Annotated in this window: 26 protein-coding genes; 22 read left to right on the forward strand and 4 right to left on the reverse strand. The window is 50.8% G+C overall.

Going from position 1 to position 26,631, the window contains the following annotated elements; genetic code table 11:
• The first annotated feature begins 11 nt into the window (after nt 1-11).
• From mreC to VIS48_11675, 8 genes are read left to right on the forward strand one after another with little or no spacing between them, the layout of a single operon-like run.
• The gene (gene mreC, locus VIS48_11640; GenBank protein ID HEY9166804.1) at nt 12-851 is read left to right on the forward strand and encodes a rod shape-determining protein MreC; all 840 of its coding nucleotides are present in this window, start codon (nt 12-14) and stop codon (nt 849-851) included.
• A complete protein-coding gene (gene mreD / locus VIS48_11645) occupies nt 848-1,336 on the forward strand; it encodes a rod shape-determining protein MreD (GenBank protein ID HEY9166805.1) in 489 nt (162 codons plus the stop codon). Before mreC ends, mreD begins: the two co-directional genes overlap by 4 nt.
• Nucleotides 1,329-3,140: a penicillin-binding protein 2 gene (gene mrdA, locus VIS48_11650; protein ID HEY9166806.1), complete on the forward strand. Its 1,812-nt coding sequence runs from the start codon at nt 1,329-1,331 to the stop codon at nt 3,138-3,140. Before mreD ends, mrdA begins: the two co-directional genes overlap by 8 nt.
• Entirely contained in the window at nt 3,140-4,360 is a 1,221-nt protein-coding gene (gene rodA, locus VIS48_11655) for a rod shape-determining protein RodA (GenBank protein ID HEY9166807.1), read from the forward strand. The genes mrdA and rodA overlap by 1 nt, the downstream gene beginning before the upstream one ends.
• A 3-nt stretch (nt 4,361-4,363) precedes the next feature.
• Entirely contained in the window at nt 4,364-4,921 is a 558-nt protein-coding gene (dcd, locus tag VIS48_11660) for a dCTP deaminase (protein ID HEY9166808.1), read from the forward strand.
• Entirely contained in the window at nt 4,918-5,715 is a 798-nt protein-coding gene (gene pyrF / locus VIS48_11665; GenBank protein HEY9166809.1) for an orotidine-5'-phosphate decarboxylase, read from the forward strand. Before dcd ends, pyrF begins: the two co-directional genes overlap by 4 nt.
• Complete coding sequence (locus VIS48_11670; GenBank protein ID HEY9166810.1) at nt 5,712-6,158, forward strand: hypothetical protein; 447 nt, start codon at nt 5,712-5,714, stop codon at nt 6,156-6,158. Before pyrF ends, VIS48_11670 begins: the two co-directional genes overlap by 4 nt.
• A 1-nt stretch (nt 6,159) precedes the next feature.
• Nucleotides 6,160-7,632: a DUF2851 family protein gene (locus VIS48_11675; GenBank protein HEY9166811.1), complete on the forward strand. Its 1,473-nt coding sequence runs from the start codon at nt 6,160-6,162 to the stop codon at nt 7,630-7,632.
• Between the two features lie 4 nt (nt 7,633-7,636).
• Here VIS48_11675 and VIS48_11680 read toward each other — a convergent pair whose 3' ends face one another.
• From VIS48_11680 to VIS48_11695, 4 genes are read right to left on the reverse strand one after another with little or no spacing between them, the layout of a single operon-like run.
• Nucleotides 7,637-8,392: a tetratricopeptide repeat protein gene (locus VIS48_11680; protein ID HEY9166812.1), complete on the reverse strand. Its 756-nt coding sequence runs from the start codon at nt 8,390-8,392 to the stop codon at nt 7,637-7,639.
• Nucleotides 8,393-8,420: 28 nt separating this feature from the next.
• Nucleotides 8,421-9,023: a bifunctional nuclease family protein gene (locus VIS48_11685; protein ID HEY9166813.1), complete on the reverse strand. Its 603-nt coding sequence runs from the start codon at nt 9,021-9,023 to the stop codon at nt 8,421-8,423.
• Nucleotides 9,024-9,062: 39 nt separating this feature from the next.
• Nucleotides 9,063-10,043, reverse strand: a complete 981-nt coding sequence (locus VIS48_11690; GenBank protein ID HEY9166814.1) for an electron transfer flavoprotein subunit alpha/FixB family protein — start codon at nt 10,041-10,043, stop codon at nt 9,063-9,065.
• A 14-nt stretch (nt 10,044-10,057) separates the two neighbouring features.
• Entirely contained in the window at nt 10,058-10,810 is a 753-nt protein-coding gene (locus tag VIS48_11695) for an electron transfer flavoprotein subunit beta/FixA family protein (protein ID HEY9166815.1), read from the reverse strand.
• 385 nt (nt 10,811-11,195) lie between these two features.
• On the opposite strand from VIS48_11695, the gene VIS48_11700 reads away from it, so the two are divergent.
• The 14 genes from VIS48_11700 (at nt 11,196) to VIS48_11765 (ending at nt 26,523) form a co-directional block, all read left to right on the forward strand.
• Nucleotides 11,196-12,179, forward strand: coding sequence for a C40 family peptidase (locus VIS48_11700; protein ID HEY9166816.1), 984 nt, complete (start codon nt 11,196-11,198; stop codon nt 12,177-12,179).
• Between the two features lie 90 nt (nt 12,180-12,269).
• Complete coding sequence (locus tag VIS48_11705) at nt 12,270-12,806, forward strand: HNH endonuclease (protein HEY9166817.1); 537 nt, start codon at nt 12,270-12,272, stop codon at nt 12,804-12,806.
• A gap of 25 nt (nt 12,807-12,831) precedes the next feature.
• Nucleotides 12,832-13,818: a tryptophan--tRNA ligase gene (gene trpS / locus VIS48_11710; protein ID HEY9166818.1), complete on the forward strand. Its 987-nt coding sequence runs from the start codon at nt 12,832-12,834 to the stop codon at nt 13,816-13,818.
• On the forward strand, nt 13,815-14,570 hold the full coding sequence (locus VIS48_11715) for a segregation/condensation protein A (GenBank protein ID HEY9166819.1): 756 nt from the start codon (nt 13,815-13,817) through the stop codon (nt 14,568-14,570). The genes trpS and VIS48_11715 overlap by 4 nt, the downstream gene beginning before the upstream one ends.
• Nucleotides 14,548-15,570 carry an SMC-Scp complex subunit ScpB gene (gene scpB, locus VIS48_11720; protein ID HEY9166820.1) on the forward strand — a complete coding sequence of 341 codons (1,023 nt, stop codon included), beginning with the start codon at nt 14,548-14,550 and terminating at the stop codon, nt 15,568-15,570. The genes VIS48_11715 and scpB overlap by 23 nt, the downstream gene beginning before the upstream one ends.
• A 4-nt stretch (nt 15,571-15,574) precedes the next feature.
• Nucleotides 15,575-16,306, forward strand: coding sequence for a pseudouridine synthase (locus VIS48_11725; GenBank protein ID HEY9166821.1), 732 nt, complete (start codon nt 15,575-15,577; stop codon nt 16,304-16,306).
• Nucleotides 16,306-17,784, forward strand: a complete 1,479-nt coding sequence (gene dacB / locus VIS48_11730) for a D-alanyl-D-alanine carboxypeptidase/D-alanyl-D-alanine-endopeptidase (protein HEY9166822.1) — start codon at nt 16,306-16,308, stop codon at nt 17,782-17,784. The genes VIS48_11725 and dacB overlap by 1 nt, the downstream gene beginning before the upstream one ends.
• Nucleotides 17,781-18,503 carry a 16S rRNA (guanine(527)-N(7))-methyltransferase RsmG gene (gene rsmG, locus VIS48_11735; GenBank protein HEY9166823.1) on the forward strand — a complete coding sequence of 241 codons (723 nt, stop codon included), beginning with the start codon at nt 17,781-17,783 and terminating at the stop codon, nt 18,501-18,503. The genes dacB and rsmG overlap by 4 nt, the downstream gene beginning before the upstream one ends.
• Nucleotides 18,500-20,035: a lysine--tRNA ligase gene (gene lysS / locus VIS48_11740; GenBank protein HEY9166824.1), complete on the forward strand. Its 1,536-nt coding sequence runs from the start codon at nt 18,500-18,502 to the stop codon at nt 20,033-20,035. Before rsmG ends, lysS begins: the two co-directional genes overlap by 4 nt.
• 14 nt (nt 20,036-20,049) lie before the next feature.
• Nucleotides 20,050-22,161, forward strand: coding sequence for an alpha-amylase/4-alpha-glucanotransferase domain-containing protein (locus tag VIS48_11745; GenBank protein HEY9166825.1), 2,112 nt, complete (start codon nt 20,050-20,052; stop codon nt 22,159-22,161).
• Between the two features lie 116 nt (nt 22,162-22,277).
• Nucleotides 22,278-23,945: a S41 family peptidase gene (locus VIS48_11750; GenBank protein ID HEY9166826.1), complete on the forward strand. Its 1,668-nt coding sequence runs from the start codon at nt 22,278-22,280 to the stop codon at nt 23,943-23,945.
• A 286-nt stretch (nt 23,946-24,231) separates the two neighbouring features.
• Complete coding sequence (locus tag VIS48_11755; protein ID HEY9166827.1) at nt 24,232-25,092, forward strand: DUF3108 domain-containing protein; 861 nt, start codon at nt 24,232-24,234, stop codon at nt 25,090-25,092.
• Complete coding sequence (locus VIS48_11760; GenBank protein ID HEY9166828.1) at nt 25,089-25,610, forward strand: gamma carbonic anhydrase family protein; 522 nt, start codon at nt 25,089-25,091, stop codon at nt 25,608-25,610. Before VIS48_11755 ends, VIS48_11760 begins: the two co-directional genes overlap by 4 nt.
• A gap of 16 nt (nt 25,611-25,626) precedes the next feature.
• The gene (locus tag VIS48_11765) at nt 25,627-26,523 is read left to right on the forward strand and encodes an MBL fold metallo-hydrolase (protein HEY9166829.1); all 897 of its coding nucleotides are present in this window, start codon (nt 25,627-25,629) and stop codon (nt 26,521-26,523) included.
• The last annotated feature ends 108 nt before the right edge of the window (nt 26,524-26,631 follow it).

Here is a 26,631-nt window from a genome sequence, read left to right on the forward strand (position 1 = left end):
GGTAGCAGGGAATGTTTAAATGGTTAACTGAATTTTTCGCGGTAGCGAAGAACTATCTGGTCTTCGCGCTGCTCCTATCTTTTTCTTTTTTCCTTATCTCCACGAATAGTAACACGCACACGCAGGGTTTGCAGACTCTTGGACTGGTGACCACTTCGTACCTCGAGGCCGGAGTCAAGAGCGTGCTCGGATATTTCAGTCTCAGCGCGAAGAACAACGAGTTGCAGAGGGAAAACGCCCAGCTTGTCGATATGGCGGCGCGTATCCGCGAGACAGTTGCCGAGAACCAGCAGCTGCGCGATATGCTCAAACTGAAGGGCCTGAAACCTGCTCCGATGATTCCGGCCAACGTGGTTGGGCGAACCTCAGAAAGCGGAAGGTACTTCGTCACGCTCGATGTCGGATCTGATGACGGCGTTTCGGTCAACGACCCGGTGGTCACGGGGAGAGGCCTCGTAGGAATCGTGATGGCGGTGAGCGGCAATTACTCGTTAGTCAGGACTCTTCTCGACAGCGACAGCAGAATAGCGGCACGGCTTGTAAACGCGGCGTCTGACGGAATAATCGTGGCCGGCGGGTTTGGCGATTTGTCCATGAAGAACGTGTCGAGACGGTATTCAGTTGGTGAAAACGATATCGTCGAGACATCGACTCTCAGCAGTCTTGTCCCTCCGGGAATCGTGATCGGGATCGTGGCCAAAGCGACCGATGAGGCGGGAAACATATTTAAGGAAATAGAAGTCCAGCCGGCGGTCGATTACACCTCGCTCTCGGCGGCGTTCGTCATGCGGTACTCGCGGCCTGCCGGCGCAGTCGGTTTGGAATCAAAAGCGCTTCAAAAGACTAAATGACAAAACAGATTCTCGGATACATAGGTCTCGGTATCGCGGCGATCATCGCTCAGAAATTCCTGGACAACTTTGCGGCGATCAATCTTGTCTCGCCGCAGCTGGTGATCCTGTTCGTTGTATTCCTTTCGCTGCGCGAAGGGCAGCTGAACGGCATGTGCGGCGGATTTGTAATCGGGATATTCCACGACCTCCTTGCGACACATTTCCTGGGTATCACCTCATTCATCGGAGTCATTGCGGGATTTGTCGCCGGCTTCTTTTATAAGGAGAGCGACATCGAGCTTGCCGCCAGGACCTTCAGCTTCGCCTGGATTTCCGCCATCACTCTTTTCGTTTCGGAACTTGTGGCGCTTCCGATCATCGCAGCCGGCGAGTTGAATTATGTCTACGTTTTCTTGAAATTCACTCTTGGTACGACAGTCTACACGTCGGTTTTTGCAATGATTATTGTATTCGTGAACGGAAAGAAGAGTCGATATGTTTGACACCGATTTCGGCTCGCGCGCAAGATCGGTTATCATGAGAGGGGTCGTCACAGTTGCCTTACTCGCGATCGTGATCAAACTCGGCGACATGCAACTCATGAATGAAGTTGTCTATGGCAAAAAATCCGAGTCGATTACCACACGCATATTCGTTCAGCAGCCACTTCGCGGCGAGATATTCGACAGGAACGGAAAGGTTCTTGTGGAGAACGATCCCGCATATGAAGTATCGGTGATACCGTTCGAATTCAAGGACAGTCAGATACCGGCTTTCTCAACACTTCTTCAGATGGACAGCAGCGATATCTCGAGGAGGATCCAGATTGGAACCCAGATATCGCCTTACTTTCCGGTCAGGCTGAAACGGGATATTTCCTTCGCGACACTTTCCTCCATCGAGGAGCATCTCAAGGAATTCAAGGGTGTCTATTTCGACATAGATCCGAAACGCGTCTACATCGGCAAGGCGAGAGCGGCCCATGTGCTCGGATTTACAAAGGAAATTTCAGAACAACAGCTCGAGACGCTCGGAGATTATTATAAGCCTGGCGATATCGTCGGCTACACGGGACTTGAGGCAAGTTACGAGACCATCCTGCGCGGTCAGAAGGGGCTGAAGTATCTGGCGGTTAGCGCGAGCGGGCAGGTCATGGGAAGCTACGAGGAGGGCAAGATCGACGTTGCGGCAAAGGACGGGAACGACCTTTACCTGACGCTCGATGAAGGACTGCAGGCCAAGGCCGAGTCTTTGCTGGTCGGCCAGAGAGGTGCCGTCGTCGCCCTCGATCCGAATAATGGTGAAGTCCTTGCGATGGTCAGCGCCCCTGATTTTGATCCCGACGTTTTTTCCGGTTACACGTCGAAGGATGAATGGGACGCGTTGATGAATAACCAGGACCATCCGCTCTTCAACCGCGCAACGATGTCCGTTCTGCCGCCGGGATCAACATTCAAGATGGTCCTCGCGAGCGCCGCGCTCCAGGAAGGAATCGCAGATGAAAGTTACACAATTCACTGCACGGGCGTTTTCTATTACGGCGGCAGGGCGTTCAGGTGCCATGGCGTCCACGGAACCGTCAACATCATAGACGCGATAGAAAAATCGTGCAACGTGTTTTATTACAACCTCATGCTCAAAGTGGGCCTTGATACCTGGACGAAGTACGGCCAGATGTTCGGGTTCGGAGAAAAGACCGGGATCGACCTCAAAGAAGAAAGCCCGGGGGTGCTCCCGTCGAGAGATTACTTCGATACGGTTTTCGGGAAGAACGGCTGGACAAACGGTTATCTGGTGAGCCTCGGGATCGGTCAGGGAGAACTGAGCTGCTCGCCGATACAGATGGCGGCGTACACGATGGCACTTGCGAACTATGGGCATTATTATCAGCCGCATCTTGTGCGATACGTGCGCGACAGGAACAACGACAAGATTTACTATACGCAGTACAACGATCGGACAATTCCGATAAGCAAGGAAGTATTCGATCAGGTCCGCGAAGGGATGTACCTGGTCGTGAATGGTTCCGCCGGAACGGGGCGAGTAGCGGCGATTCCAGGCGTTCTGGTCGCCGGAAAGACTGGCACGGCGCAGAACCCGCGTGGAAAGGATCACGCGTGGTTCATCTCTTTCGCGCCGTACGAACATCCGAAGATTGCACTCGCGGTCCTTGTGGAAAACGCGGGCTTCGGAGGATCCATCGCCGCTCCTATCTCCAAAGCACTGATCGAGTACTATCTGAAAGAGACGGGCGACCTGCCGCAGGAGGTGCCGCCGGCTCCTGTGACTACTGCCGCCCTCAAGTAATGTTCGATTTTTTCAAAGACTCGTTCGACTATAAGACTTTCTTTCTTGCCCTGATTCTCGGAACCATCGGGGTACTGGCGGTCAACAGCGCCACATTCAATTCCGGCACCAGCGATTATTTTGTCAAGGATCTGATCTGGCAGGGCATGGGCATAGTCCTCGCCCTCACAATCATGTTCTCCTCGAACCGTTTTCTTGAAAACGGTGCTTACTATTTCTATGCGTTCACTATTCTCCTTCTGCTGTTCGTGCTGGTCGGCGGGAAAAGAGTTGCAAGCCACACCAGTTGGCTGGGAATATTCGGCGTCGGTGGCCAGCCCTCCGAGTTCGCAAAAGTGGCGACGATACTCGCGTTGTCAAAGTTCATTTCCGAGAAAGCGAATGAGCGGACCCCGTGGCATTTGATCGGGATATCGGCGGCGATTGTCGGAGCTCCCATGATACTGACAGCGGTACAGCCGGACCTCGGGACAACCGTCGTCTACTTTGCCATATTCTTTCCGATTCTGTTTTGGGGCGGACTTCAACCGCTTGTAATTGTCGCGCTTATCGCACCGATCGCGATCATATTTGCGGAGTTCACCGGAACATCGACTCTTCTGATCACCGTAGTTGCGTTCGGCGTTCTCTTCTTTCTTCTTAGCCGTAAAAAGCTGTTTGCCGTCACGTTGAGCTTTGTCGCGGTATCGTTTGGTCTGTTCATGGAATATTTTTACAAGAAACTTCTTCAGCCTCACCAGCAAAAACGTATCCAGATATTTTTGAACCCCAACATTGACCCCCAGGGCGCCGGCTATAATGCTCTCCAGGCTCGCGTCGCGATCGGAAGCGGCGGGCTTTTTGGAAAAGGATATCTGCACGGCGCTCAGACCCAACTCAGGTTCGTTCCCGCCAGGTGGACGGATTTCATATTCACAGTTATCGGTGAGGAGTTTGGGTTTGCGGGCGCAGCATTCACTCTTGTCGCGTTCGGTGCGCTTTTTTTCAGGGGGGTAAGAATCGCGGAAACCGTGAAGACTCGATTTTCAAGCCTCGCGGCCATCGGAATAACATCCGTCTTTCTCTTTCACGTTTTCGTTAACATCGGAATGAATGTCAATCTTGCCCCGATCATCGGAATCCCCCTCCCATTCATCAGCTACGGAGGATCGTCGATTCTTTCAGATTGGATGATGGTCGGGATTCTTTTAAATTTCTACGCACACAGGAAGGAACATTAGGGAATGATCCTCAGCGACAAGCGAATCCTTGAAGAAATAGATAAAGGAAGCATTGTGATCGAGCCGTTCGACAGAAAATATCTCGGCTCGAATTCTTATGATGTCCATCTCGCCGACAAAATGGCTGTCTATAAAGACGACGTCCTGGACGCGCGCAGGCATAACGAGGTGGTACAGTTCAAAATTGACGATGACGGTTTCCTCCTTCTCCCGGGACGCCTGTATCTCGGAGTCACGCAGGAGTATACGGAAACCCACACGTTCGTACCGTTCCTCGAAGGCAAATCGAGTATCGGGAGGCTTGGCATCGACATTCACTCGACGGCAGGAAAAGGCGATATCGGCTACTGCAACACCTGGACGCTTGAGATAAGCGTGAAACAGCCCGTTAAGATTTACGCCGGCATGCCGATCGGACAACTGATTTACTTTCAGGTCAGCGGTGACGTGATGGTTCCTTATAATAAAAAGAAAACAGCGAAGTACACTCGCAAGACAAAACTCCCCGTCGAATCGATGATGTGGAAGAATTTCGATTCGAAAATCTTTGGTTCGAGATGAGTTTCAAAAAGCTTTCCGCTTCCATCGAGAAACGTTCGAGCAATCTTTGCATCGGGCTCGATCCATCTGCTGACAGGATCCCGGAATTCCTCTTCGAATACGAGGACGCGGTTCTCGAGTTTAATTCCAGGATAATAGAAGCGACCGCCGATGTTGCATGCGCGTTTAAACTGAACACGGCTTTCTATGAGGCGCTCGGCGAAAAAGGATGGCTGACATTCGGGGAAACGATAGCTAGAATTCCCGACGATATTTATGTGATCGCCGATTGCAAGAGAAGCGACATCGGCAACAGCGCGAAATATTATGCGCAGACATTTTTCGATTTCTTTGAAGCCGATGCTGTGACGGTGAATCCATACATGGGGTATGACTCGATAGAACCTTTTCTTTGTTACAAAGAGAAAGATATATTCGCTCTCGCTGTGACATCCAACAAAGGGGCACACGACTTTCAGCTGCTCGAGTTCGGCGGAAAAAAGTTTTACGAGTATGTTCTGGAAAAACTTTCCGAGTGGAACAAAGATGGAAATATTGGAGCGGTGGTGGGAGCCACGAAAGGTGATCAGCTAGCTTCGATAAGGAAGGAATACCCGCAGCTCCCGCTCCTGATACCGGGTGTCGGTGCGCAGGGCGGCTCGGTCGAAGATGTCGCCGCGGTGGCGGCCGATGGCGGCACCCCGGTTCTTATAAACGTGGGAAGGGATATCATATTCGCGGGATATGACGAAAAATTTGCCGACAGGGTAAGAGAGAAGGCGTTTTATTACAACGCTTTACTGAAAGGGAAATGAAATTCTTCCTGAGGAAAGTCCTCTCATGGCTGGGCTTTCTCATTTTGACTTTTGTGTTCTTCGCGATGCCGATCTCGCTTCAGATGACTGACGATAATAACGGCTCGCGGAATGAGAATCACGGATTAAGCAGTTTCGTCGAACGTGAAAATCGAATCCCGGCTTATTTTGAGTTCGAAGGAGGCTCGCTTCCCGTAAGCATTGGCGGGAGTTCACTCAATATCTCGCTGCTGCTTCGGCCAGATTCGGCGGAAAGCTGGATTTCACTTTATGTGAACGGTGAGAGAGAAGACATGAAGCCGGCTGCGGACAAGGAGAGGGTCACGTTTACCGCGGTTGACCTGAAGCCCGGACGAAACGAAATAGCGGCAGTATACCACGTACCTACCGGAGAAACTTTAGCAGTAAGAAGAGCGATTATCTTTTCATTCAATAAGATGTAATATGCTCTCAGATCTGTCGGAGTTTCAGCTCAAAGAGCTCCTTTGGAATCGCAAATTCGATCCCAACCTGAAAGCCGTGTCCGGCAGACGGGTTGAAATTGTCCAGACCGGCGAGCTTAACTCGGACACCGGTCCCGATTTCCGAAACGCGCTCGTAAAACTGGATGGCGTGGCGTACCGAGGGGACATCGAACTCCATCGCAGAAGTTCGGACTGGATTTCGCACAACCACCAACTGGACAGAAATTATAACTCCGTAGTCCTGCATGTAGTTGTGGAAGCTGACCATGATCTGGAATGCTTCACTCAAGCGAGGAGAAGAATTGAGACGGTTGAGCTTTCGAACTACCTCTCGGCAGACGCGGAACGATTCCTTTCCGGCCTGGAGAGGGAAGACTATTTAGGCACGTTGAAATGTATGGGAAGAGCTCAATCTGTTCCCTCTGCCGCGAAGATGGAGTTCCTCAATCTCCTTGGTGAACGAAGATTCATGCATAAGGCCAATAAATTTGAAGAGCGCCTGAAGGATATCATTGACGAGAACCGGCCTGTGGTCTTTGAGGCGAAACAGAAATACTTCAAAGATTTTTCGGAGCTCCTGATCGAACATAAATCATACGACGATAAGGAGCTGAGAGAGGAAGCACACTGGGATCAGCTTTTGTACGAAGGAATTGTGGAGGGCCTGGGCTACAGCAAGAATACCGCCTCGTTCAGGAAGCTTTCCAGGAATGTCACGCTCTCTTTCCTGTCTGAACAAGCCAACGGGGACGTTACGGTCGCCGAGTCGATTTTATTCGGCGTAGCCGGATTGCTGCCGCATCAAACAACCGGCTTCGATGAGGAGTCGGTGAATTATGCTCGCAGAATCGAAGGGTTGTGGCTCGGCTTGAAGAAGAAATATAAACGTGAATTCTTGGACAAATCGGAGTGGCTGTTCTTTAAGTTGCGGCCGCAGAATTTTCCCTCTGTTCGAATCGCCGGAGCGGCTCAGATGGTGACCGGTCGCGGCAAGGACTTCACTGCAAAATCAATCTTTGAATCCATTGCTCATGAGACTGCTTCGGATCCTCTCAGGTTGTGGCGCGACCTCCTCACAGTTCCCGCGAAGGATTTTTGGTCGAGACATTTCGTCTTTGGCGAACCAGCTGCGACAAAAATAAGGATGCTCGTCGGGTCCAATCGGGCCGAAGAGATCATCATAAATGTCCTGTTGCCGCTGGCATACTTAAGAGGAAAAATATTCCAGCTTCAGGATCTTCAACAAAGGTCGTTGGATATTTACAGCCGGCATTTTCCGACAGCGGACAATAATGTCACGCTTCTCGTGAAGGAGGCATTATTTGGGGGAGACAACGTTCTCGGAAACGTTATAGCTCAACAGGGAGCGCTTCATTTGTACAGGACTTTATGTTCCGAGAAAAGGTGCTTCAGGTGCAAGATAGGAAAGACCCTCTTCGGGAAGTCCGCCTGAGCCCTTACTTGTCCTTGATATCCTGAAGAAGCGACGACGCGGCTGTTTTCAAGCTGTCGTCATCCTCGTCTCTCTTCGGTATTCCGGGGATTGTCCAGAGTTGCTCCCGCGCTTTCTGGTACTCCTCTTGCTCGTCATACGCCTTGGCAAGATCGAGCCTGAACATTACGAAATTCCCGTCGAGGCCGACTGCCTTTTCGTAAAACTTGATCGCGTCGTCCATGTTTCCCCACGCCAGCCCCAACGGCCACCGGAACAACTTCGGCTTCTCGGCAAGTTTCGCGTGAGTTCTTCCTAGGATGTAATATGGTATCGCGTTGTTCGGGTCAAGCGCTATCGCACGCTCACAATCTTCGCGCACCTGCTTGACGATCGGAGCGACGCTGAACACTCCCTTGAAAAGCGCGACCTTTCCGTTTGCTACTGCGCGGTAGGTGTACGCCATAGAATTATTCCCATCGGCTTTTACTGCCCGGTCAGCGTTGTTGTAAGCTTCCTGGTATGCCTGTAGCTGCTCGTCCTTCTGGTCGTCCGTTGCTACGGGCATGTGGTCTGCAATGTGGGTCTGCGCCCTGCACATTCTCCAGAGGATTTCCGCGTTGTCAGGATATTCGTTGTTTGCGTCGCGAAGAACCTGGAGCGCCTCCTTGTTGTCGAAACTGTTGAACAGGTCGTCGCTCTTCTTCAGCAGGTCCTGAAGCGTTGGGCCCGAGAATGCGCACGACAATAACATGACAACAGCCAGTACCATAGATTTCATATTGCCCTCCGGTTAGTGCGTAGCGGGGTCAGTCGCCGAGTTGAAGCCGTCTGATTTCGTCGCGAAGTTTCGCAGCCCGTTCGTAATCTTCGCGGCTTATGGCGTCGGTTAATTCCTTCTGCAACTGCTGCATTTTAGATTCCTTCGTGTATGCAGGTGAACGCTCGCGTCCCTTTTTTGTGCGTTCGTCAGTCGACTCGATTTCATGCTCGCCTTCCTCTGCCTCCGGAATCGTCGATGCTTCTTCCATTACGGATTCAGCAACATATATTGGGACGCCAAATCGAATCGCTATCGCTATCGCGTCGCTTGGACGCGCGTCGATCTCGTGCGCGGTCGAGTTTCCTTCCACGTTAAGTCGCGCGTAAAATGTTCCATCTCGCAATTCACTGATAATCACATCGGACAGGGAATTCCCCAGCGTGTCCAGAACGTTCTTCACCAAGTCGTGAGTGAGAGGTCTCGGCGGTTTGATCCCTTCAAGTTCCAACGCGATCGCTTGCGCTTCAAATTGACCGATAATTATCGGAAGTCTCCTCTCACCTTCGGTCTCTTTGAGTATCAGTGCGTACGCGCCGGGACTGGAGGGGCTGGGGGAAAGTCCGAGTATGTCAACCATTACTTTCTGCAAATGAATCTCTCCTCGTTCATCGTCAATTTGCGGAAAGAGTCAATCTTTTCCAAGAGCCTTTCTCACACGTGCCGTTATCTCGGGTACGATCTCGAAAGCATCTCCGATAATTCCGTAATCCGCGACCTGGAAGATCGGCGCGTCTTTGTCCTTGTTCACGGCTACTATGCATTTTGAGGACGACATGCCGGCAAGGTGCTGGATCGCGCCCGAGATGGCGACCGCAACATATAATGAGGGCAACACGGTCTTTCCGGTTTGCCCGACCTGGTCGTCATGAGGTCTCCATCCTGCGTCTACGACTGCGCGGGAAGCGCCGACGGCTGCCCCCATCGCATCCGCGAGATCTTCGATCATCTTGAAATTCTGCGGTCCGCCGAGTCCCCGCCCGCCTGAAACTATTATTTCGGCTTCGGTCAAGTCGGGCCTGCCGGCTTTCGTCACGGCTACAGACGTGACCCTGGATGCAAAATCTGAATCTTCGAATTTCACAGCCACTTTTTCACATGCAGCCCTGGAACCGTCGGAAGGACCGGGACTGAATACATTCGGCCGAAGGGTAAACACTTCCTTTTCTGAATTGACTTTGACATCGATTAAAGCTTTCCCCGCGTATACAGGTCTTGTCGCAATGATCGAGCCGGACTCGGAACGTATCCCCACACAGTCTGCTGCCAGTCCGGCTTTCAATTTTGCGGCGAGTCTGGCACCGAGGTCCTTCCCCATCGCGCTCGCCGGCAGAAGTATGACATCCGCCGAAATTGCGTCCGCAACTGCCGCGAGTCCTTTTGCATACGCTGTCGTGGAATACAAGTTAAGCCGTCGATCATCTACAGCGTACACCTTTTTTATTCCGCAACCTCCAAGTTCCGGCGCGATAGCCGAGACGTCATTGCCGATGACCGTTGCCAGTGCTTCGGCTCCGAGCTCCTGCGCGAGGCGCACTGCGGCGCCCGCAACTTCAAATGCGACTTTCTTGAACTTACCTTCCCGCTGTTCCGCAAACGCCAGTATCTTCATCACGTTCTCCTGTGTCAGATAACTTTTGCTTCTTCGTGAAGCAGTCTCACAAGCTCATCGACTGCGGTCTTGTCTGTGCCGAGAATTCTGCCTGCCTGTTTTATTGCAGGCTTCTTCATTACGGTTGTCTCCGTAAACGCTGCCGTTGTACCCGGCGCCACTTCCTGAACCGGTTTCGACTTCGCGGCCATGATACCTTTCAAAGACGGGTACCGCGGTTCGTTAAGTCCTTTCTGCGCCGTGATCACACAAGGCATCGAAAGCTCCACCGTCTCCCTGCCGCCTTCAATTTCTCTCTCGCACACCACTTTCCGATCGGCTTCATTCACATCCAGTTTCACGACCACGGACGCGGAAGGGAGACCGAGAAGTTCGGCTGCCATTGTGCCTACCGCCGAATCATCGTAGTCTATCGATTGCTTGCCGAAGAAGATGATATCTGCGCCCGAGTCCTTTAGTGCCGACGCGATCATAGACGCGACCGCGAACGAATCTCTGGCCATACCGGTCTTCACCAGGACGCCTTTATCACCTCCCATCGCGAGAGCCTTTCGGATCACGTCCTTGTTCGAATCGCCTCCTATTGAAACGTATGTTACTTCAGAAGGAGATTTGTCCTTAAGCTGGAGCGCCGCCTCAATCGCAATTTCGTCGTACGGATTAAGGATGACGTTGATCTCAGATCGGTCAATCGTCTTGCCGTCATCACCTACCTTCACTTTTGTTTCGGTATCAGGAACCTGGTTGACGCAAACGAAAAGCTTCATCGCTCATCTCCTTTGGGATTAATGATGGGTGATAAAAATTTATGCCCGAGTAGGAAAAACTTCAAGAGAAGTTTTTGGCGCAGGTGGATAAAGTGGACCTATCATTCTCGCTATAATGTTAAATCTTGAACTCCTATGTGAATCCACCCGCCACTCACCTCCGGAGCGATTTCACTTGCAGCATCTGGTTCTGGACGCCGAAACGAGTCTGGACTGGAATGCCCCCATCCAGCGTTCGGGGTGACAGAAGCATTTAAAAGTGAGACACTACCTACTAATTCTCCTCATTGTTTCGCAGGTGGGCCGGTAATATATTTTCACTACTATGTCTGGGAATGGTAAAACCCGCTCTCGGAGTGAATTCGAGGGGCGTCTTAAAAGAAAGTTGAGAGTCGACACCCGATTTGGCGTTCTGGAATGCTCGCCCGGAAAGAAGTTTTTCGCAGTAGTTACGGACTCAATCTCAAATGCAATCCGCGTCTCCGAGATTTATCAGGCTCATAAGTACGGCTTCAAGATCAAATTGGCGCTGTTGCCGGGCGAAGAAGTCGGAAGAAAGAAGTTTGGAATTTGTCGAGTCGGTGTCGCGCCTGTCAGGCGCTTCGACGACTCCACATCGGAACAGGTGACTCAAGTCCTGTACGGAGAATCTTTCGATGTCCTTCAAATTCGTGACAACTGGGTCAGAGTCCGACTGACAACCGACGGATATATCGGCTGGGTCGCACTCGCCCAGGTATCACTTTTCAAGGAAGATGAATACCGGAAGTTTGAATCCATCTCCAGGATGTATGTTTCGAAAAAGACTGCGGGACTTCTCGAAGAGCCTGACTCCTCGTCCGGAATTGCCCGGGAAATAGTTCGCGGTTGTCCACTTGCGGTTGCCGGACAGACGGACGGATTCTGGAAAATAAAAACACCTGACGGCGATATCACGTTCGTTGAGAAAACATCCGCGGTCGAGAACATTCCGGAGTCGGATTTTTCCATTGGTCGGCTTCTGGCGACGGCGTTTTCATTCAAGGGAGTTTCATACGTGTGGGGAGGGAGAAGCCCGATGGGATTCGACTGTTCCGGGTTCATCCAGACAGTGTTTGCGCTCAACGGAATCGCACTGCCGCGCGATGCGGATCTTCAATTCCAAGCCGGAAAGGCAATCGGAAAGAGTTTCAGAAAACTAAGGGCGGGAGATTTGTTGTTTTTTTCGTCAAATGGCGATAAAATTAGTCATGTCGCGCTGTATATCGGAAAGAACAAACAGTTTATCCATTCCTCAGGGTTTGTCAGGGTTGGCAGCTTTGACAGAGGAAGGAAGGACTTCGACAAGAATCTTCTGGCAAAATTTGTCGGAGCCTGCAGGATAATCTGACGAAAGAGAGGTGTTTGAGTCTTCAGCTATTATGATCACAAGATTGCGCAAAATGATCACGACCTGTCCGAAGGTGCGCGCCAGTATTCGATGCGAAGCGACCCGGGTTATACTCGTGACAGGAGCTACGGAAAAGTTTTACTTCTAAACCAAAACTACGAACCGCTTACTATCTGCAGCTGGAAAAAAGCGGTCATCCTTCTTTATCTCGGTAAAGCAGAATTGATCGAAAGATATGATGGGATGGTTCTGCGATCGGTGTCGACATCGCTTCCCATGCCCAGCATCCTGCGACTCTCTGTCTTCTACCGTGTACCACACAAGCGAGTGATCCTTTCAAGGAAGAACATCCTCAGACGCGATGGCAACAGGTGCCAGTATTGCGGACGAGGAGATCTCCCTCTCACAGTCGATCACGTTATCCCCAAGACGCGCGGAGGTGAAGAGACATGGGAAAACCTCGTCTGCGCGTGCATGAAATGCAACAACAAGAAGGGCGACCGTACTCCCGAAGAAGCCGGAATGAAACTGGTTTCTTCTCCTCGCCGACCGAACCATGTGGCTTTCATAAGACATTTCGTCGGAAGAATTGACGAAAAATGGAAGCCGTACCTTTTTATGAAGTAGAAAAATATCTTAAATTTGACGCACAATGCCGAATAAGAAGATCATCCTAAGCGGGATGCGTCCGACAGGCAAGTTGCATCTCGGCCACTGGGCCGGGGCACTTGAAAATTGGGTCGCACTCCAAAACGAAGGCGGGTACCAGAACTATCACCTCGTAGCCGATTACCATGCGCTTACCACCAATCTCGATTCGTCGAAGATTTACGATTTGACTATCGATATGGTTATGGACTGGCTCGCGGCAGGAATAGATCCGGAGCACAGTCCCATGTTCAGACAATCCAAGGTAAAGGAGCACGCCGAACTCCATCTGATCTTTTCGATGCTGATTACCAAGTCGAGGCTCGAACGAAATCCCACGCTGAAGGAGCAGGTGCGCGATCTTCATCTCGGTCCGATCAGTTACGGATATCTCGGATATCCAGTGCTCCAGGCTGCCGACATTCTCCTGTACAAGGGCGAAGTGGTTCCTGTCGGTGAAGACCAGCTCCCGCATATTGAAGTCACGCGCGAGATTGCCAGGGACTTCAACAATCAATATGGGAATGTTTTCCCGGAACCGGCGGGGCTGCTGACGAAATTCGCGAGACTTCCCGGACTCGACGGAAGAAGGATGAGCAAATCTCTGAACAACGGCATTCTCCTTTCCGAATCTCCCGAAGAAGTAAAAAAGAAAATGAAGAAGGCTGTTACTGATCCGCAAAAGATCAGAAAGGGCGATCCCGGAAGGCCGGACATTTGTCTCGTGTTTACTTATCACCAGAAGTTCAACGCCGCGGAAGAAAAAGAAATCCGCCGCGGATGCGAGAGCGGCGAGCTCGGTTGTGTCGATTGCAAGATGCGGGCGGCTGACCGCATCAACGCGTTCCTGGCGCCTATGCACGAGCGCCGGAAAGAATTTGAACAGAACCCGCATAAAGTCGAAAAGATACTGGAGCGCGGAGAAGAAGAGGCAAAAGTGATCGCGAAACACACCATGGACCAGGTTCACCAAGCAATGAAGATGGGATGACGTACAGAGTTAAGTTGAACGACTTCGAAGGCCCACTTGACCTTCTCCTGTTCTTTATCAAGCGCGATCAGCTGGATATTTACGATATTCCGATCGCTCAAATCACAAAAGAGTTTCTCGATTATGTAAGATATCTCCAGCTGCTGGATCTCGAAGTAGCCGGCGATTTTATTGTTATGGCTGCGACCCTTATGCAAATTAAGGTGCGCATGCTCCTCCCGCACGAAGAAGGAATCGAAGATCTCGTAGAGGATGATCCGCGCCGCGAACTTGCCGATAGACTCGCCGAGTATGCTCGCTTCAAGGAAGGCGCGAGAAACTTCGGAGTTCTGGAAGAAGCGGGCGGAAGGCTGTTTTACAGGACTTATTTCCGCCAGGACGAGCGACAGCACTCGAGTCCTGAAGACGAGCAGCTGAAGAATGCGACACTCATAGATCTGGTTACCGCGTTCAAGCGCGCGATGGATAAATTCGAGTCAACACCTTTTCACAGTATCCAGCGACTGAGCGTTACGATAGATGAACAGATCGAATTTCTGGTGGATTCTCTTAAAGACAGAGCCACAATCCATTTTCTCGAGCTCGCTGCTCAAATTCATGAGAGGATAACACTCGTTGTGACTTTCATAGCGTTGCTAGAGCTGATAAAAAGAAATGTTCTGCGCGTCCAGACCAGTGGTGCCTTCAACGATTTCATAATTTCTAAGTTCGAAGATGTAATAGAGAATAATGCCGAAGCAGAACTATCCTGAAGATGGGTTGAACCGGGATCCGAACGAGATCCGCAGCAATGGAGACACCGAAAAATCAATACCCGATCCTATCGGAGCCTCTCGCGAAGAAAATGCGATGACCTCTGCGGAACCGAAGAGTGAGAACCGAGCAGACTTGCCCTCAGGTGACGAATTGACCGGCGGTGACGAACATCGGAACATTTTGGAGAATACTGAGAGTGTGAGCACTCCGGAAAAAACTGAGAACGAACAGGCGGCTGCTTCGTTGAGCGGTCTCGACCAGATAGTGAATGCTGAAACCGGTTCCACTTCTGAGGCGGTCCAGTCCCGTGATGAAGTCATCGATGAACTTGCGCACATAATTGAGGCGGTAATTTTTGCCTCCGATGAACCGATTCCAGCGTCGCAAATAAAGACTGTCCTTGACGCATCCCATGCGTTCGGCAGGGTGAACCCCGACGCGATCACCGCGCGCATCGATGCTCTGAACGCAAAGTACGATTCGGAAGGAAGCGGATTCCGTATAATTGAAATCGCGAACGGCTTCCAGTACGCCACACGAAAGGAAATGGCACAGTGGATCTCCATCCTTTTCAAGGAAAGAGCGAAGAGGAAGCTCTCGAACTCCGCGCTGGAGTCGCTTGCGATCATCGCGTACAAACAGCCTGTGACGAAGCCGGAGATCGAATCGATTCGCGGTGTGAATGTCGACTATGTACTCCACAGTTTGCTCGAGAAGGAAATCGTGACGGTTATCGGAAGGGCTGACACAGTCGGAAGGCCTCTGCTATACGGCACAACGCAAAAATTTTTGAAGCTATTTGCACTGAAGAATCTCGAGGATTTGCCAAAACTCCGAGAGATTGATGAAATAATCAGGGAAATCAGAAGCAAGGGCGCGGAGGAGTCGATACAACTGGAAATTACAGCGCTTACGGAACAACCGTTGTCAGAAAACAAAACAGCTGCCGAAGGGAGTTCTGAGCAGACGCCTCCAAACGGAACGGGGCAAGAGTAAGCGAGTGGCGGAGCTGGTTCGACTCAATAAGTATCTCTCTTCATCGGGGATCACCTCACGTCGTAAAGCCGACCAGATGATAGCTGGAGGTAGAGTCAAAATAAATGGCAGGACCGTGACTGAACTCGGGACGAAAGTCGATCCGCAAAAGGATAAGGTCACAGTCGACGGGAGGGGAGCGAGACTCCAGACTAATCTGGTATACATCCTCGTGAATAAGCCGAAGGACGTAGTGACGACCGTCCACGATGAAAAAGGAAGACGCAGCATACTTGACGTCGTAAATGTTCGTGAACGAGTATATCCCGTCGGACGGCTCGACAGGAATACAACGGGAGTCCTGTTGCTCACGAATGACGGCGAGCTCGCGAACAGGTTGATGCATCCTAGACACGAAGTGATAAAAATTTACAAAGCCACGATCGACCGTCCGCTGCGGGAGAGGGAGCTTCTGCGTTTGAAGAAAGGTATTATGCTGGACGGTTCCGTAACCATTCCCAATGACGTATATGTTCTTCCGGAAAGCGGTGCAACGGAGATCGGGATTGCCGTACATGAAGGGAAGCATCATCTGATAAGAAGGCTATTCGAATCACTGGACATAAGGGTCGTGCAGCTCGACAGATATTCATATGCCGGGTTGAACCATCGCGGCCTTCAACGCGGCGGCTGGCGGAATCTCGCCAGGAAGGAAATAGCCGCGCTCCGGAAACTCGTCGACCTTCCAAATCCCTGATGGGGAGAAAACTTCTCTTCTCCGTCCTTCTTCTTGCTCAAGTAGCTGTCTACGCCCAGGAACCGCAAGCCCTCCTCACTTTGAGATCGGACCTCGACGCTTTCATTTCCGATAGCACTTTTTCGAACGCCTTCATCGGGATCGAAGTGAAGGATCTTCGAACAGGCGAAGAGCTGTTCAGTCACAACGCCGGGCGCGACTTTGCACCGGCTTCGAACATGAAACTCCTTACTACATCGACCGCGCTGAATCAGCTCGGCCCCGACTTCACTTATCACACCTCACTCATGGCGTACGGCTATATACTCGACGATACGTTGTTCGGCGACTTGTATGTCGTCGGATCCGGAGACCCGACTATTTCGGGAAGATTCACAAACGGCAACGTGATCAAGACCTTTGATGACTGGGCTGACACGCTCAAGTTATTGAACGTCAAGGTGGTCACGGGAAACATTATCGGCGACAACAGGTGCTTCGATAACGTTCCTGTGGGAGGCGGGTGGAGTCTTGACTGGCACGAATATGTATACTGGTACGCTGCGAGGATATCCGGGCTTACTTTCAATGACAACTGCATCGACCTCACTCTCAAGCCGGGTAAGATCGGAACACCGGTTCAGTTCGCCACTCAGCCTCACACCGGTTATGTCTCATTCGTGAACTCGTCTGCGACAGTTAACGACACAGTCAATACGCTCGACTTCTACAGGGATGCCGCCACCAATGTCATTCACATAGTCGGCAACTATCCGCTCAATCTCGACAGCATGATGATCTCGCTTACGGTTCACGACCCCTCCAGGTATGCCGTCACGGTTTTGAACGAAACGCTCGGCGCAAACGGAATAAGAGTGGTCGGTCGACCGCTCGTGGTCGGTGATCCCGGCTCCGCGCGCGATTTTCCCGTTCCGCAGGTGATGTGGGAGGTCGCAAGCTACACCTCGCCACCGCTAAGTCAAATCATTGATGTCATAAATAAAAGGAGCCAGAATCTTTGGGCCGAACAGGTTTTCAGGACACTTGGCCGGCAAAAATTCGGACTTGGCGCGTCAGGCAACTCCCGCGTTGTTGAGACTCAATTTCTTGGTTCGGTCGGAATTGATACGTCGCGGATTGAGATCGCGGATGGATCCGGATTGTCTTCGTGGGATCTGGTCAGCCCCGACGACATAGTTAAAATTCTTGTCGCGATGAACAAAAGCCCGTTGTGGAAATATTTCTACGATTCGCTGCCGATAGCAGGGATAGACGGCACCTTACAATTCAGGATGAGGGGGACGAAAGCCGAGGGGAACGTCCGCGGAAAAACCGGATTTATCGAGAATGCGCGCTCCCTCTCAGGATATCTCACGACAGCTGACGGCGATCTTCTCGCATACTCTATGTTCCTGAATCACTTCACGACGCCCGTCGATTCGGTGAACCATCTCCAGGATATGATCTGCACACGACTCTGCAATTTCACTTTTAAATGAAAGACATTTCCTGGTTCGTTTCTATCTGCGAACAAAACGGGTTGTCGATCAACAGGCACCAGGCCGACCAGTTTGAAAAATACAGAGATCTCCTTCTTTCATGGAATGCGAACCTGAACCTCATCTCCCGGAAGGACGAACTGAATTTCTATTCAAACCATATTCTGAATTCCATATCCTTCCTCTTTCTGACCAGATTGAAGAGCGATGCGCGTCTGGTTGATCTTGGGACCGGCGGAGGACTTCCAGGAATTCCACTGAAGATTATCTACCCGGATATGGAAATTCTGCTTATCGATTCCATTTCGAAAAAAACTGCCGCCGTCTCGGACATTGTCGGCAAAATGGGATTGTCATCAGTAAAAGTTGTTAACGCCAGAGCTGAAGAAGTGGCCAGAGCGCGTGAATTTCAGGGCCATTTTGATTATGTTGTAAGTAGAGCCGCAGGAAAGCTCGATCAAGTGATCAAATGGTCGCGCGGATTTCTCCGGGAGCTGGAAATGCTCGAAACAGGATTCGTCCCCGGTGGAACCGCGCTTGTTTTGAAGGGCGGCGACTTCAAAGGTGAACTCTTGCATTCAAGGAATCTGAAATACGTTGAGTCCGTCGAAGTTGTCGACATCATCTTTAAAGGTATGGATCAGATTACAAATGTCGACAAGAAGCTGGTGCTGGTCAACCTCAAGAGTAATACAACCGTGAGCAGGAGAAAGTATTGATCGAAGACGAAGGTCAGTCCTTGGGTAGAGATTCGTTCGAACGTGAGCAGAACGAGCTTACAAAGAGGAGAATTGAAGAGCTCGAGGCGCTGAAAAGTGAAAACGTAAATCCATACACATACAGTTTCAAAACAAATAACTATTCCACGGATATCCTGAACACATTCAAGGACGATGTCCCTTTTGAGAACGTCGCGGTCGCGGGGCGCATTATGTCTTTGCGACGAATGGGGAAAGCGTCATTCTGTCATATTCAGGATTCGAAGGGACGAATACAGATTTATCTCAGGCGAGATGATCTCGGGGAAGTGTACGACCGTTTCAGGTTGATGGACATCGGCGACTTCATCGGTGTGAGAGGATTCGCGTTCAGGACGAGGACCGGAGAGATTTCCGTTCACGCCAGGAACCTTGAGATCCTGTCCAAGTCAATCCGTCCTCTGCCGGTGGTGAAGGAGAAAGTCGACGAGCAGGGGAACAAAACAGTTTATGATCCTTTTTCTGACAAGGAACTTCGATACAGGCAGCGGTATGTCGATTTGGCCGTCAATCCTGAAGTGAAGGAAGTATTTGTCAAGCGCGCGAGGGTAGTTAGCACGATCAGGAAATTTCTCGACGAACGCGGCTATCTCGAGGTGGAAACGCCGGTCCTTCAGCCGATCTACGGCGGAGCGGCGGCACGACCATTCACCACTCATCACAACGCGTTAGCTATGCCGCTCTTCCTCAGGATATCAGACGAACTCTATTTGAAGAGGCTGATCGTCGGGGGATTCGAAGGAGTTTATGAGATCGGAAAGGATTTCCGGAACGAAGGGATGGATAAGTCCCACAATCCGGAGTTCACTATGCTTGAGCTGTATGTCTCGTACAAGGATTACGAGTGGATGATGTCACTTGTGGAACAGCTCGTTTACGAGGTCAGCATGCGAGTCACGGGCGGAGCGAAAGTGGCTGTAGGTCAGAACGAGATAGATTTCACCCCGGCGTGGAAGCGGCTTACGATGTTCGATTCGATCAAGGAATATGCAGGCGAGGACGTGTCCGGAAAAAGCGAAGCCGAGCTCGGTGCCATTGCGAAGAGACTCCACGTGCCGGTCGAGGCATCACTGGGATCGGGCAGGATTATCGACGCGATATTCTCTGAGCTCGTCGAACCGAAACTGATTCAACCTACTTTTATTACTGATTACCCGGTTGAGATGTCGCCACTTGCTAAACGCCATCGATCGAAGTCCGGTTTGGTGGAGCGGTTTGAACTCATATGCAATGGGCACGAGCTCGCGAACGCGTTTAGCGAGCTGAACGATCCCCTTGACCAGCGGGCACGGTTCGATGACCAGGCGCGGTTGAAGGCCAAGGGCGACGAAGAAGCGATGGTCGTCGACGACGATTATGTCCGCGCCCTGGAGTACGGCATGCCGCCTACAGCCGGACTCGGAATCGGAATAGACAGACTCACTATGATCCTGACGAATAAAGACTCGATAAGAGATGTGATATTCTTTCCCCAAATGAAACCTGAAAAGTGAAAGCTGATTCCCGGATGAAAACCATCAATCTAGTTTTAGGCATTCATAATCATCAGCCTATCGGAAATTTCGATCATGTGATCGAAGATGCTTATCAGAAATCATATAAACCTTTCCTCGATGTCCTGAAGAAATACCCGAAAATAAAAGTCTCACAACATTACACCGGTTTTCTTTTCGAATGGCTCAAGAAACATCATCCAGAAATCATGGTGGAACTGAAATCGCTTATCAAGTCAGGTCAGGTTCACCTTATGTCTGGCGGCTTCTACGAACCGATTCTCGCGATCATACCCGACAAAGACAAGTCAGGTCAAATAAGAAAGCTCAACGATTATATAAAGAAGAACTTCAACATTTCTCCCACCGGAATGTGGCTCGCTGAAAGGGTGTGGGAACAGCACATTGTGAAGCCGATTGCGGAAGCGGGCATAAAATCAGTCGTCATCGACGATACCCATTTCAAGTATGTCGGACTCAAGGACGAAGACCTTCTCGGGTATTACGTGACGGAAGAGCAGGGAAAAACTGTCAACATTTTTCCGATCAGCAAAATGCTGAGGTACACGATCCCGTTCCAATCTGTCGAAAAGACCGTTGATTACCTTCGTTCAATTGCGAGCGAGGACGGTTCGAGAATTGCCGTTTATGCCGACGACGGCGAAAAGTTCGGAGTGTGGCCGCACACTTACAAGCATGTGTACCAGGATGGCTGGCTGGAACATTTTTTCGCAGCATTGCAGGAGAACTCGGACTGGATAAGGATAATCCACTTTTCAGAAGCGATGGAAAAGGTGAAACCGATAGGAAGAGTGTACCTGCAGAACGCGTCTTATGCGGAAATGCTGCACTGGGCGCTTCCAGCCGAGCTGTTCTTGAAGTACGAGGAGTTTGAGAACCGCCTGAAAGCGGAGAAGATATTCGATGTCTACGAAGAGTTCGTCCGCGGCGGCTACTGGAGGAATTTTCTCGTGAAGTATCCCGAGTCAAACAACATACACAAAAAGATGATAAGACTTTCCGAGCGGGCACACGCGCTCGAGAGGAGAGGAAAAAATGTCGACAGGGTCCTGGATAAAATCTGGGCGGCCCAATGCAATGATCCGTACTGGCACGGTATCTTCGGAGGACTCTACCTGCCGAATCTTCGGTACCCGGTGTACAAAAGTCTTATACAGGCCGAGGTGGAGCTGGACAGGCTCGAAAGGAAACCTAAACTCTCCGTGACTCATGAGGATTTCGACAGGGACGGCTCGGAGGAAATTCTTGTGGAAACGAATGTCCTGGACGCATACTTGAAGCCTGAAGAGGGGGGCGTACTCTTCGAGCTCGACTATAAACCGGTACCGTTTAATTTTATGGATATACTCAGCCGCCGGCCGGAAGGGTATCACAACAAACTGAAGCAGCCCGCTGCCGCAGACACGAACAGGGAAGGAATCCAGAGCATCCATGAAATGGTCGTGTCAAAAGAACCCGGACTTGAGAAGCTCTTGAACTACGACTGGTACAGGCGCGCATCTTTCATCGACCACTTCATCGGGCGGACTACTCTTGAGGAATTTGCTGCCGCCAAATATCCTGAGCTCGGCAGCTTTGTGAAGAGCCCGTACTCGAAAAAGATTGAACGCAGAAACGGGCGGGCCAGCGTTCAGCTGTCCTGCGACGGCTTCGTAGACGGCGTGCCCGTGCGTATTGTGAAGACATTTGAGTTTGCGGGCGGGTCCGGAACAATCTTATGCCGATATGTCGTGCAAAACCTCGGTCCCGCACCGATAGATGTGGACTTCGGAGTCGAATTTAATTTTGGGCTGATGGCGGGCGATGCCCATGACAGGTATTACACCATTAACGGTTCGAAGCCAGCCGAACCGAGATTGAGGAGCTCAGGGACTACCGACGCCGTGAAATCGGTTTCTCTTACAGATGAGTGGCAAGGACTCAAGGTCCAGATAGAGCCTGACCGACCCCTTACCATGTGGCGATTCCCAATCGAGACCGTCTCGTTATCGGAGGCGGGTTTTGAGAGAGTATACCAGAGTTCGACGATGCTTCTCCACTCTCGCGAGAGGATCGAAAGGGAATTGAGAGTCGGATTCAAGCTCATTCTGGCTAAATCGAGGTAATATTCGGGGCTATACCGCGAATTCTGACGGTTTCCTTGTGGAGCAAAAGGGCTTATCTTATATTTTCTTGTGAGGACGATGTGACGAATTTCATAAAGAAACGTTGAACACACCCGATGAATAAGTTGTTGATAAGGTGTGAGAATTTTCTGAAAGGGATATTCATGAAGTTGTTCAAGAGCAAGCTATCGACTGCAGCGGCGATCTTCCTGATGATCGTCGGTATTCTGATTGGCACGCAAATACAAAATGTTTTCAGCGGCGACGACTTATATGACCAGCTCCAGAAATTTCAGGACGTGGTCAGCCTGGTCGACAAATATTACGTCGAGAATATCGACACGCAGAAACTCGTCGACGCGGCGATTAACGGGCTTCTTACCCAGCTTGATCCGCACTCCGTTTATATTCCCTCAAAAGAAGTGCAGCAGATTTCAGAAGACTTCAAAGGCTCGTTCGACGGGATCGGGATCGAGTATGATGTTGTGAACGATTCGCTCCTTGTCGTTTCTCCGATCGCGGGTGGTCCGAGCGAAATGGTCGGTCTTGAGGCCGGGGACAAGATCATTGAGATAGACGGGAAATCCGCGATAGGCATAACGCGCGACGAAGTGCAGAAGAAATTGAGGGGACCGAAGGGGACGAAAGTCACGGTTACAGTTGCTCGCAACGGAATGAACAAGCCGCTGGAGTTCGAGATAACGCGGGACAAGATACCTCTGTACTCGGTGTCGGCATCTTTTATGGTGACCGATGAGGTGGGATATGTATATGTGAACAGGTTTGCTGAAACCACAAGTAAAGAGCTGGAAGCTGCTCTTGAAAAACTGAAATCGGAGGGCATGAAGGAGCTCATACTCGACCTGCGCGACAATCCCGGCGGGCTTCTCGACCAGGCAGTCGATGTCGCGAGCGAGTTCGTCCCCGATGGCAAGACAATCGTCTACACAAAAGGGAGAGTGCAGCAGGCAAATGAGAATTTTGCTTCGACGGGCGGAAGCTATACTAAAATCCCCCTGATAGTTCTTATAAACGGCGGCTCGGCCTCGGCCAGCGAAATTGTTTCAGGCTCTATTCAGGACCTCGACAGAGGTTTGATCGTGGGAGAGACCAGCTTCGGAAAAGGACTGGTCCAAAGGCAGTTCCCGTTAAGAGATGGCTCTGCTGTGCGGATCACCGTCGCTAGGTATTATACTCCCAGCGGCCGCCTGATTCAGCGGCCCTACGGAAAGGACCGCACAAAGTACTTCATGGCGGCTATGCAGATCGACAGCTCTGAGGAGTCGGGGTCCAATATTTCACATACCATTGAAAGCGATTCCGGACGAGAGGTCTATAAGACCGTTTCGGGAAGAGCCGTCTACGGCGGCGGCGGCATAACTCCCGATTACATCGTAAAAATGGCGAAGGTGCCAAACTTCATTTACGATTTTCAGGTGAAGAGGATCTTCCTTGAATATGTCGACAGCCATTACAGCCAATCGCAGGAAAAATTGAAAAGCGATTACGGAACCCTTGAGCAATTCGATGAGAACTTTCAGGTCGGCGGTAAGATTCTCGACGACATATATTCACAAGCAGTAAAGGCCGGTATCAAAGTGACCCGCGATGAGTACGATGCGAATGAGAAGATTGTCGCGATGCTCATCAAGGCTCAGATAGGGCGAAATGTCTGGGGAAATGACGGATGGTACAGAGTGGTCCTTGACTACGATAAACAATTCGAGAAAGCCGTTACCCTTTTCCCTGAGGCGAGTGAGATAGCGGGCCTGAAGCTGAAGTAGACGTTTGAAACCGCCGCTTGAGAAACATTTTCGTCCTGAGAACTTGCTGAAGTGAGGAGCGGAATTCTCCGAATCGCGGGATGATATATTGCGGTCGTTTGCCCAGCAGGACATTGAGCCGGGTCTGTCATACACCCGCGATTATGTTTAAGAATCCGGCTCGTCGCGAATTCTCTACACCATACTGACTGGCGCGACACCCATCCAACCGGAATTCATATAGACTTATAATTGAATCTGAATTAATATGAAATTCATTCGCTCAATTCTCAGTCGCGGAAGGATCGTGAAAGTATCTCTCGTCATTTTGATCTTCTTTGCCGCGATCCTTTTTTCCATAAGAACCATTTATGCGCTATCGATTTTCGGCGGGCTGAATCGTGCACTTGAGTCGGCCGGATGGCAGGTCGCGGATGATGATTTCATGATGCAGCCCAGGGAAGAGATGACTTTCGAAGCCAGCTATCTCCTCTTCAAGATAGGATCTGTTAGATTTCAGGTCCTCGGAAAAGCTGACTTCAATAAAGTGCCGGCGTATCGCCTGAGAGCCTTCATCGATTCGTACAGCGGGATACCATTCGTGAACTTGCATGCCGTCTTCGAGACCTATGCAGATGCTAAGACATTTTATTGTCTTTCGACTTCGAACAGTCAGAAGCAAGGCGATAACTGGGTGTACACGAGATATGATTTTGATTATGAGAGAAAAGCGATCGAACGGGAGCAATCCGAGAACGGGAAAGTCATCAACCGTCTCGATTATCCGCTCGACAAGGGTTACACCGACGGTCTCAGTTTCTTTTATTACTTGCGCGAAGCGAGCAAAAGGGCGGACGGCAAAAAGACGTTTCTTTATATCCCTATAGTGGTGGACACGGTGCTTTCATCGGTCGAAATGACTATCAATGAGGGGCACGAGTCGTGCAACGTAACCGCTTTTGATTTTCCCTTGGATGCTAACCGTATGTCGGGTCACATAAACTTCAAAGGGTTCTTCGGCGTCACAGGTGATTTCACCGGATGGATGAGCACTGATTCCTCCCAAGTTCCCCTTAAGGCGGATGTCAAGGTCATTCTTGGAAGCGTAGTCGTGAAACTCAAGGATATCAAGAGAAGCAACTGGTCTCCCGTTAGGAGTGGCGAATGATATGGCTGGCCCATCTCGACAAAACTCCTCTGCTCCACGAAAGTGTGTTCGTGGCCGAGGGCGCCAGGATAATCGGCGACGTGACCATCGGAAGAGATTCAAGCGTATGGTTCAATGCGGTGATTCGCGGCGACGTGAATTATATTAGGATCGGCGAAAGGACGAATATCCAGGACAACGCTGTGATACACGTTACTTACGAAAGATTTCCGACTTTTGTAGCTTCTAATGTCACCGTAGGACATGCCGCGGTTATCCATGGGTGCACAGTGGAGGATTATTGCCTGGTTGGTATGGGAGCAATTCTGTTGGATGGATGCAAACTCGGCGATCATAGTCTGGTGGCAGCCGGATCACTTGTTCGAGAAGGTTTCGTGGTGCCGCCGAGAAGCCTGGTGGCCGGGGTCCCCGCAAGAGTGGTTCGGGAGTTGACCAGCGATGAGTACGATCGACTCGCGCGGTCGGCCCAGCATTATGTGGATTATGTAGCTAACTACAGAAAGCAGGAGACCAAATGATACGAGGGGGGCGTCGATGAAAGTGAAATTCTGGGGCGTTCGTGGCTCGATCGCGACACCCGGCAAGTCCACGATGCGATACGGCGGCAATACTTCTTGCACCGAAGTCCATCTCGACAACGGGAACCTATTGATATTGGATGCCGGAACCGGAATCAGAAATCTTGGCAACAAACTTGTCGCGGGAAAAAAGAAAGTCCGCGCCTACATCATGATCACACATCCTCACTGGGACCATATCCAGGGATTCCCATTCTTCAGACCCGCGTTTATTGAGGGAAACGAGATCACAATAGTGGGCCCGGAGGCAAACGGAGTGAAACTCGACGAGATCATTTCTGAACAGATGAATAAAATTTATTTCCCCGTGAAACTTTCGGAGCTCGACGCCAAAATCAATTTTATTCCGCTTGGTGAAGGATCTATAAATGCGCTCGGCGCGACAGTGGAAACCATTTACGTCAATCACCCGGGCTTCACGGTAGGATACAAAATAACTTTCAGGAACAAGACGCTCGCATACATCAGTGACAACGAACCGTACAGCAGAGAGACAGCGCACTACTTCACGAACAATGAGCTGAGGGTGCTGAAGCTGTTTGAAAATTATCCCGGCGACCCCAACCGTCGCACCATCGATTTCATCAAAGGCGCTGATGTCCTGATTCACGACTCGACATATACACCCGAACAATACCGAGATCATATTGGCTGGGGTCACTCGGATTACCTCTTCACGTTAAAGGTCGCCGCCCAAGCAGGAGTTAAGAAACTTTTTCTCTTTCATTACGACCCTTCTTTGAATGATAAGTCCGTGGACAAAATTCTTGACCGCTGCAAAGCCGAGATCAGGAAGAAAAAGTATGACCTCGAAATCCATGGTGCCCGAGAAGGTTTGGAGTTCAAAATCTAATCCTCTAAACCCTCGGCACAGTCTCCGCATCTAATCTTCGCGTGAAGGACCAAAGGCTCTGGTGTGTGAGCGTTGTACAACGAAACCGGAACTTTGAAATCTTGAATT

It is taken from the genome of Candidatus Kryptoniota bacterium (genome assembly GCA_036567965.1).
GTDB lineage: Bacteria > Bacteroidota > Ignavibacteria > Kryptoniales > JAKASW01 > JAKASW01.

What these genes read in the sequence shown, in the direction of transcription:
- mreC (HEY9166804.1), top strand. Translation starts at nt 12, where the DNA reads ATGTTTAAATGGTTAACTGAATTTTTCGCGGTAGCGAAGAACTATCTG.
- mreD (HEY9166805.1), top strand. Translation starts at nt 848, where the DNA reads ATGACAAAACAGATTCTCGGATACATAGGTCTCGGTATCGCGGCGATC.
- mrdA (HEY9166806.1), top strand. Translation starts at nt 1,329, where the DNA reads ATGTTTGACACCGATTTCGGCTCGCGCGCAAGATCGGTTATCATGAGA.
- rodA (HEY9166807.1), top strand. Translation starts at nt 3,140, where the DNA reads ATGTTCGATTTTTTCAAAGACTCGTTCGACTATAAGACTTTCTTTCTT.
- dcd (HEY9166808.1), top strand. Translation starts at nt 4,364, where the DNA reads ATGATCCTCAGCGACAAGCGAATCCTTGAAGAAATAGATAAAGGAAGC.
- pyrF (HEY9166809.1), top strand. Translation starts at nt 4,918, where the DNA reads ATGAGTTTCAAAAAGCTTTCCGCTTCCATCGAGAAACGTTCGAGCAAT.
- VIS48_11670 (HEY9166810.1), top strand. Translation starts at nt 5,712, where the DNA reads ATGAAATTCTTCCTGAGGAAAGTCCTCTCATGGCTGGGCTTTCTCATT.
- VIS48_11675 (HEY9166811.1), top strand. Translation starts at nt 6,160, where the DNA reads ATGCTCTCAGATCTGTCGGAGTTTCAGCTCAAAGAGCTCCTTTGGAAT.
- VIS48_11680 (HEY9166812.1), bottom strand. Translation starts at nt 8,392, where the DNA reads ATGAAATCTATGGTACTGGCTGTTGTCATGTTATTGTCGTGCGCATTC.
- VIS48_11690 (HEY9166814.1), bottom strand. Translation starts at nt 10,043, where the DNA reads ATGAAGATACTGGCGTTTGCGGAACAGCGGGAAGGTAAGTTCAAGAAA.
- VIS48_11695 (HEY9166815.1), bottom strand. Translation starts at nt 10,810, where the DNA reads ATGAAGCTTTTCGTTTGCGTCAACCAGGTTCCTGATACCGAAACAAAA.
- VIS48_11705 (HEY9166817.1), top strand. Translation starts at nt 12,270, where the DNA reads ATGCGAAGCGACCCGGGTTATACTCGTGACAGGAGCTACGGAAAAGTT.
- trpS (HEY9166818.1), top strand. Translation starts at nt 12,832, where the DNA reads ATGCCGAATAAGAAGATCATCCTAAGCGGGATGCGTCCGACAGGCAAG.
- VIS48_11715 (HEY9166819.1), top strand. Translation starts at nt 13,815, where the DNA reads ATGACGTACAGAGTTAAGTTGAACGACTTCGAAGGCCCACTTGACCTT.
- scpB (HEY9166820.1), top strand. Translation starts at nt 14,548, where the DNA reads ATGCCGAAGCAGAACTATCCTGAAGATGGGTTGAACCGGGATCCGAAC.
- dacB (HEY9166822.1), top strand. Translation starts at nt 16,306, where the DNA reads ATGGGGAGAAAACTTCTCTTCTCCGTCCTTCTTCTTGCTCAAGTAGCT.
- rsmG (HEY9166823.1), top strand. Translation starts at nt 17,781, where the DNA reads ATGAAAGACATTTCCTGGTTCGTTTCTATCTGCGAACAAAACGGGTTG.
- VIS48_11745 (HEY9166825.1), top strand. Translation starts at nt 20,050, where the DNA reads ATGAAAACCATCAATCTAGTTTTAGGCATTCATAATCATCAGCCTATC.
- VIS48_11750 (HEY9166826.1), top strand. Translation starts at nt 22,278, where the DNA reads ATGAATAAGTTGTTGATAAGGTGTGAGAATTTTCTGAAAGGGATATTC.
- VIS48_11760 (HEY9166828.1), top strand. Translation starts at nt 25,089, where the DNA reads ATGATATGGCTGGCCCATCTCGACAAAACTCCTCTGCTCCACGAAAGT.
- VIS48_11765 (HEY9166829.1), top strand. Translation starts at nt 25,627, where the DNA reads ATGAAAGTGAAATTCTGGGGCGTTCGTGGCTCGATCGCGACACCCGGC.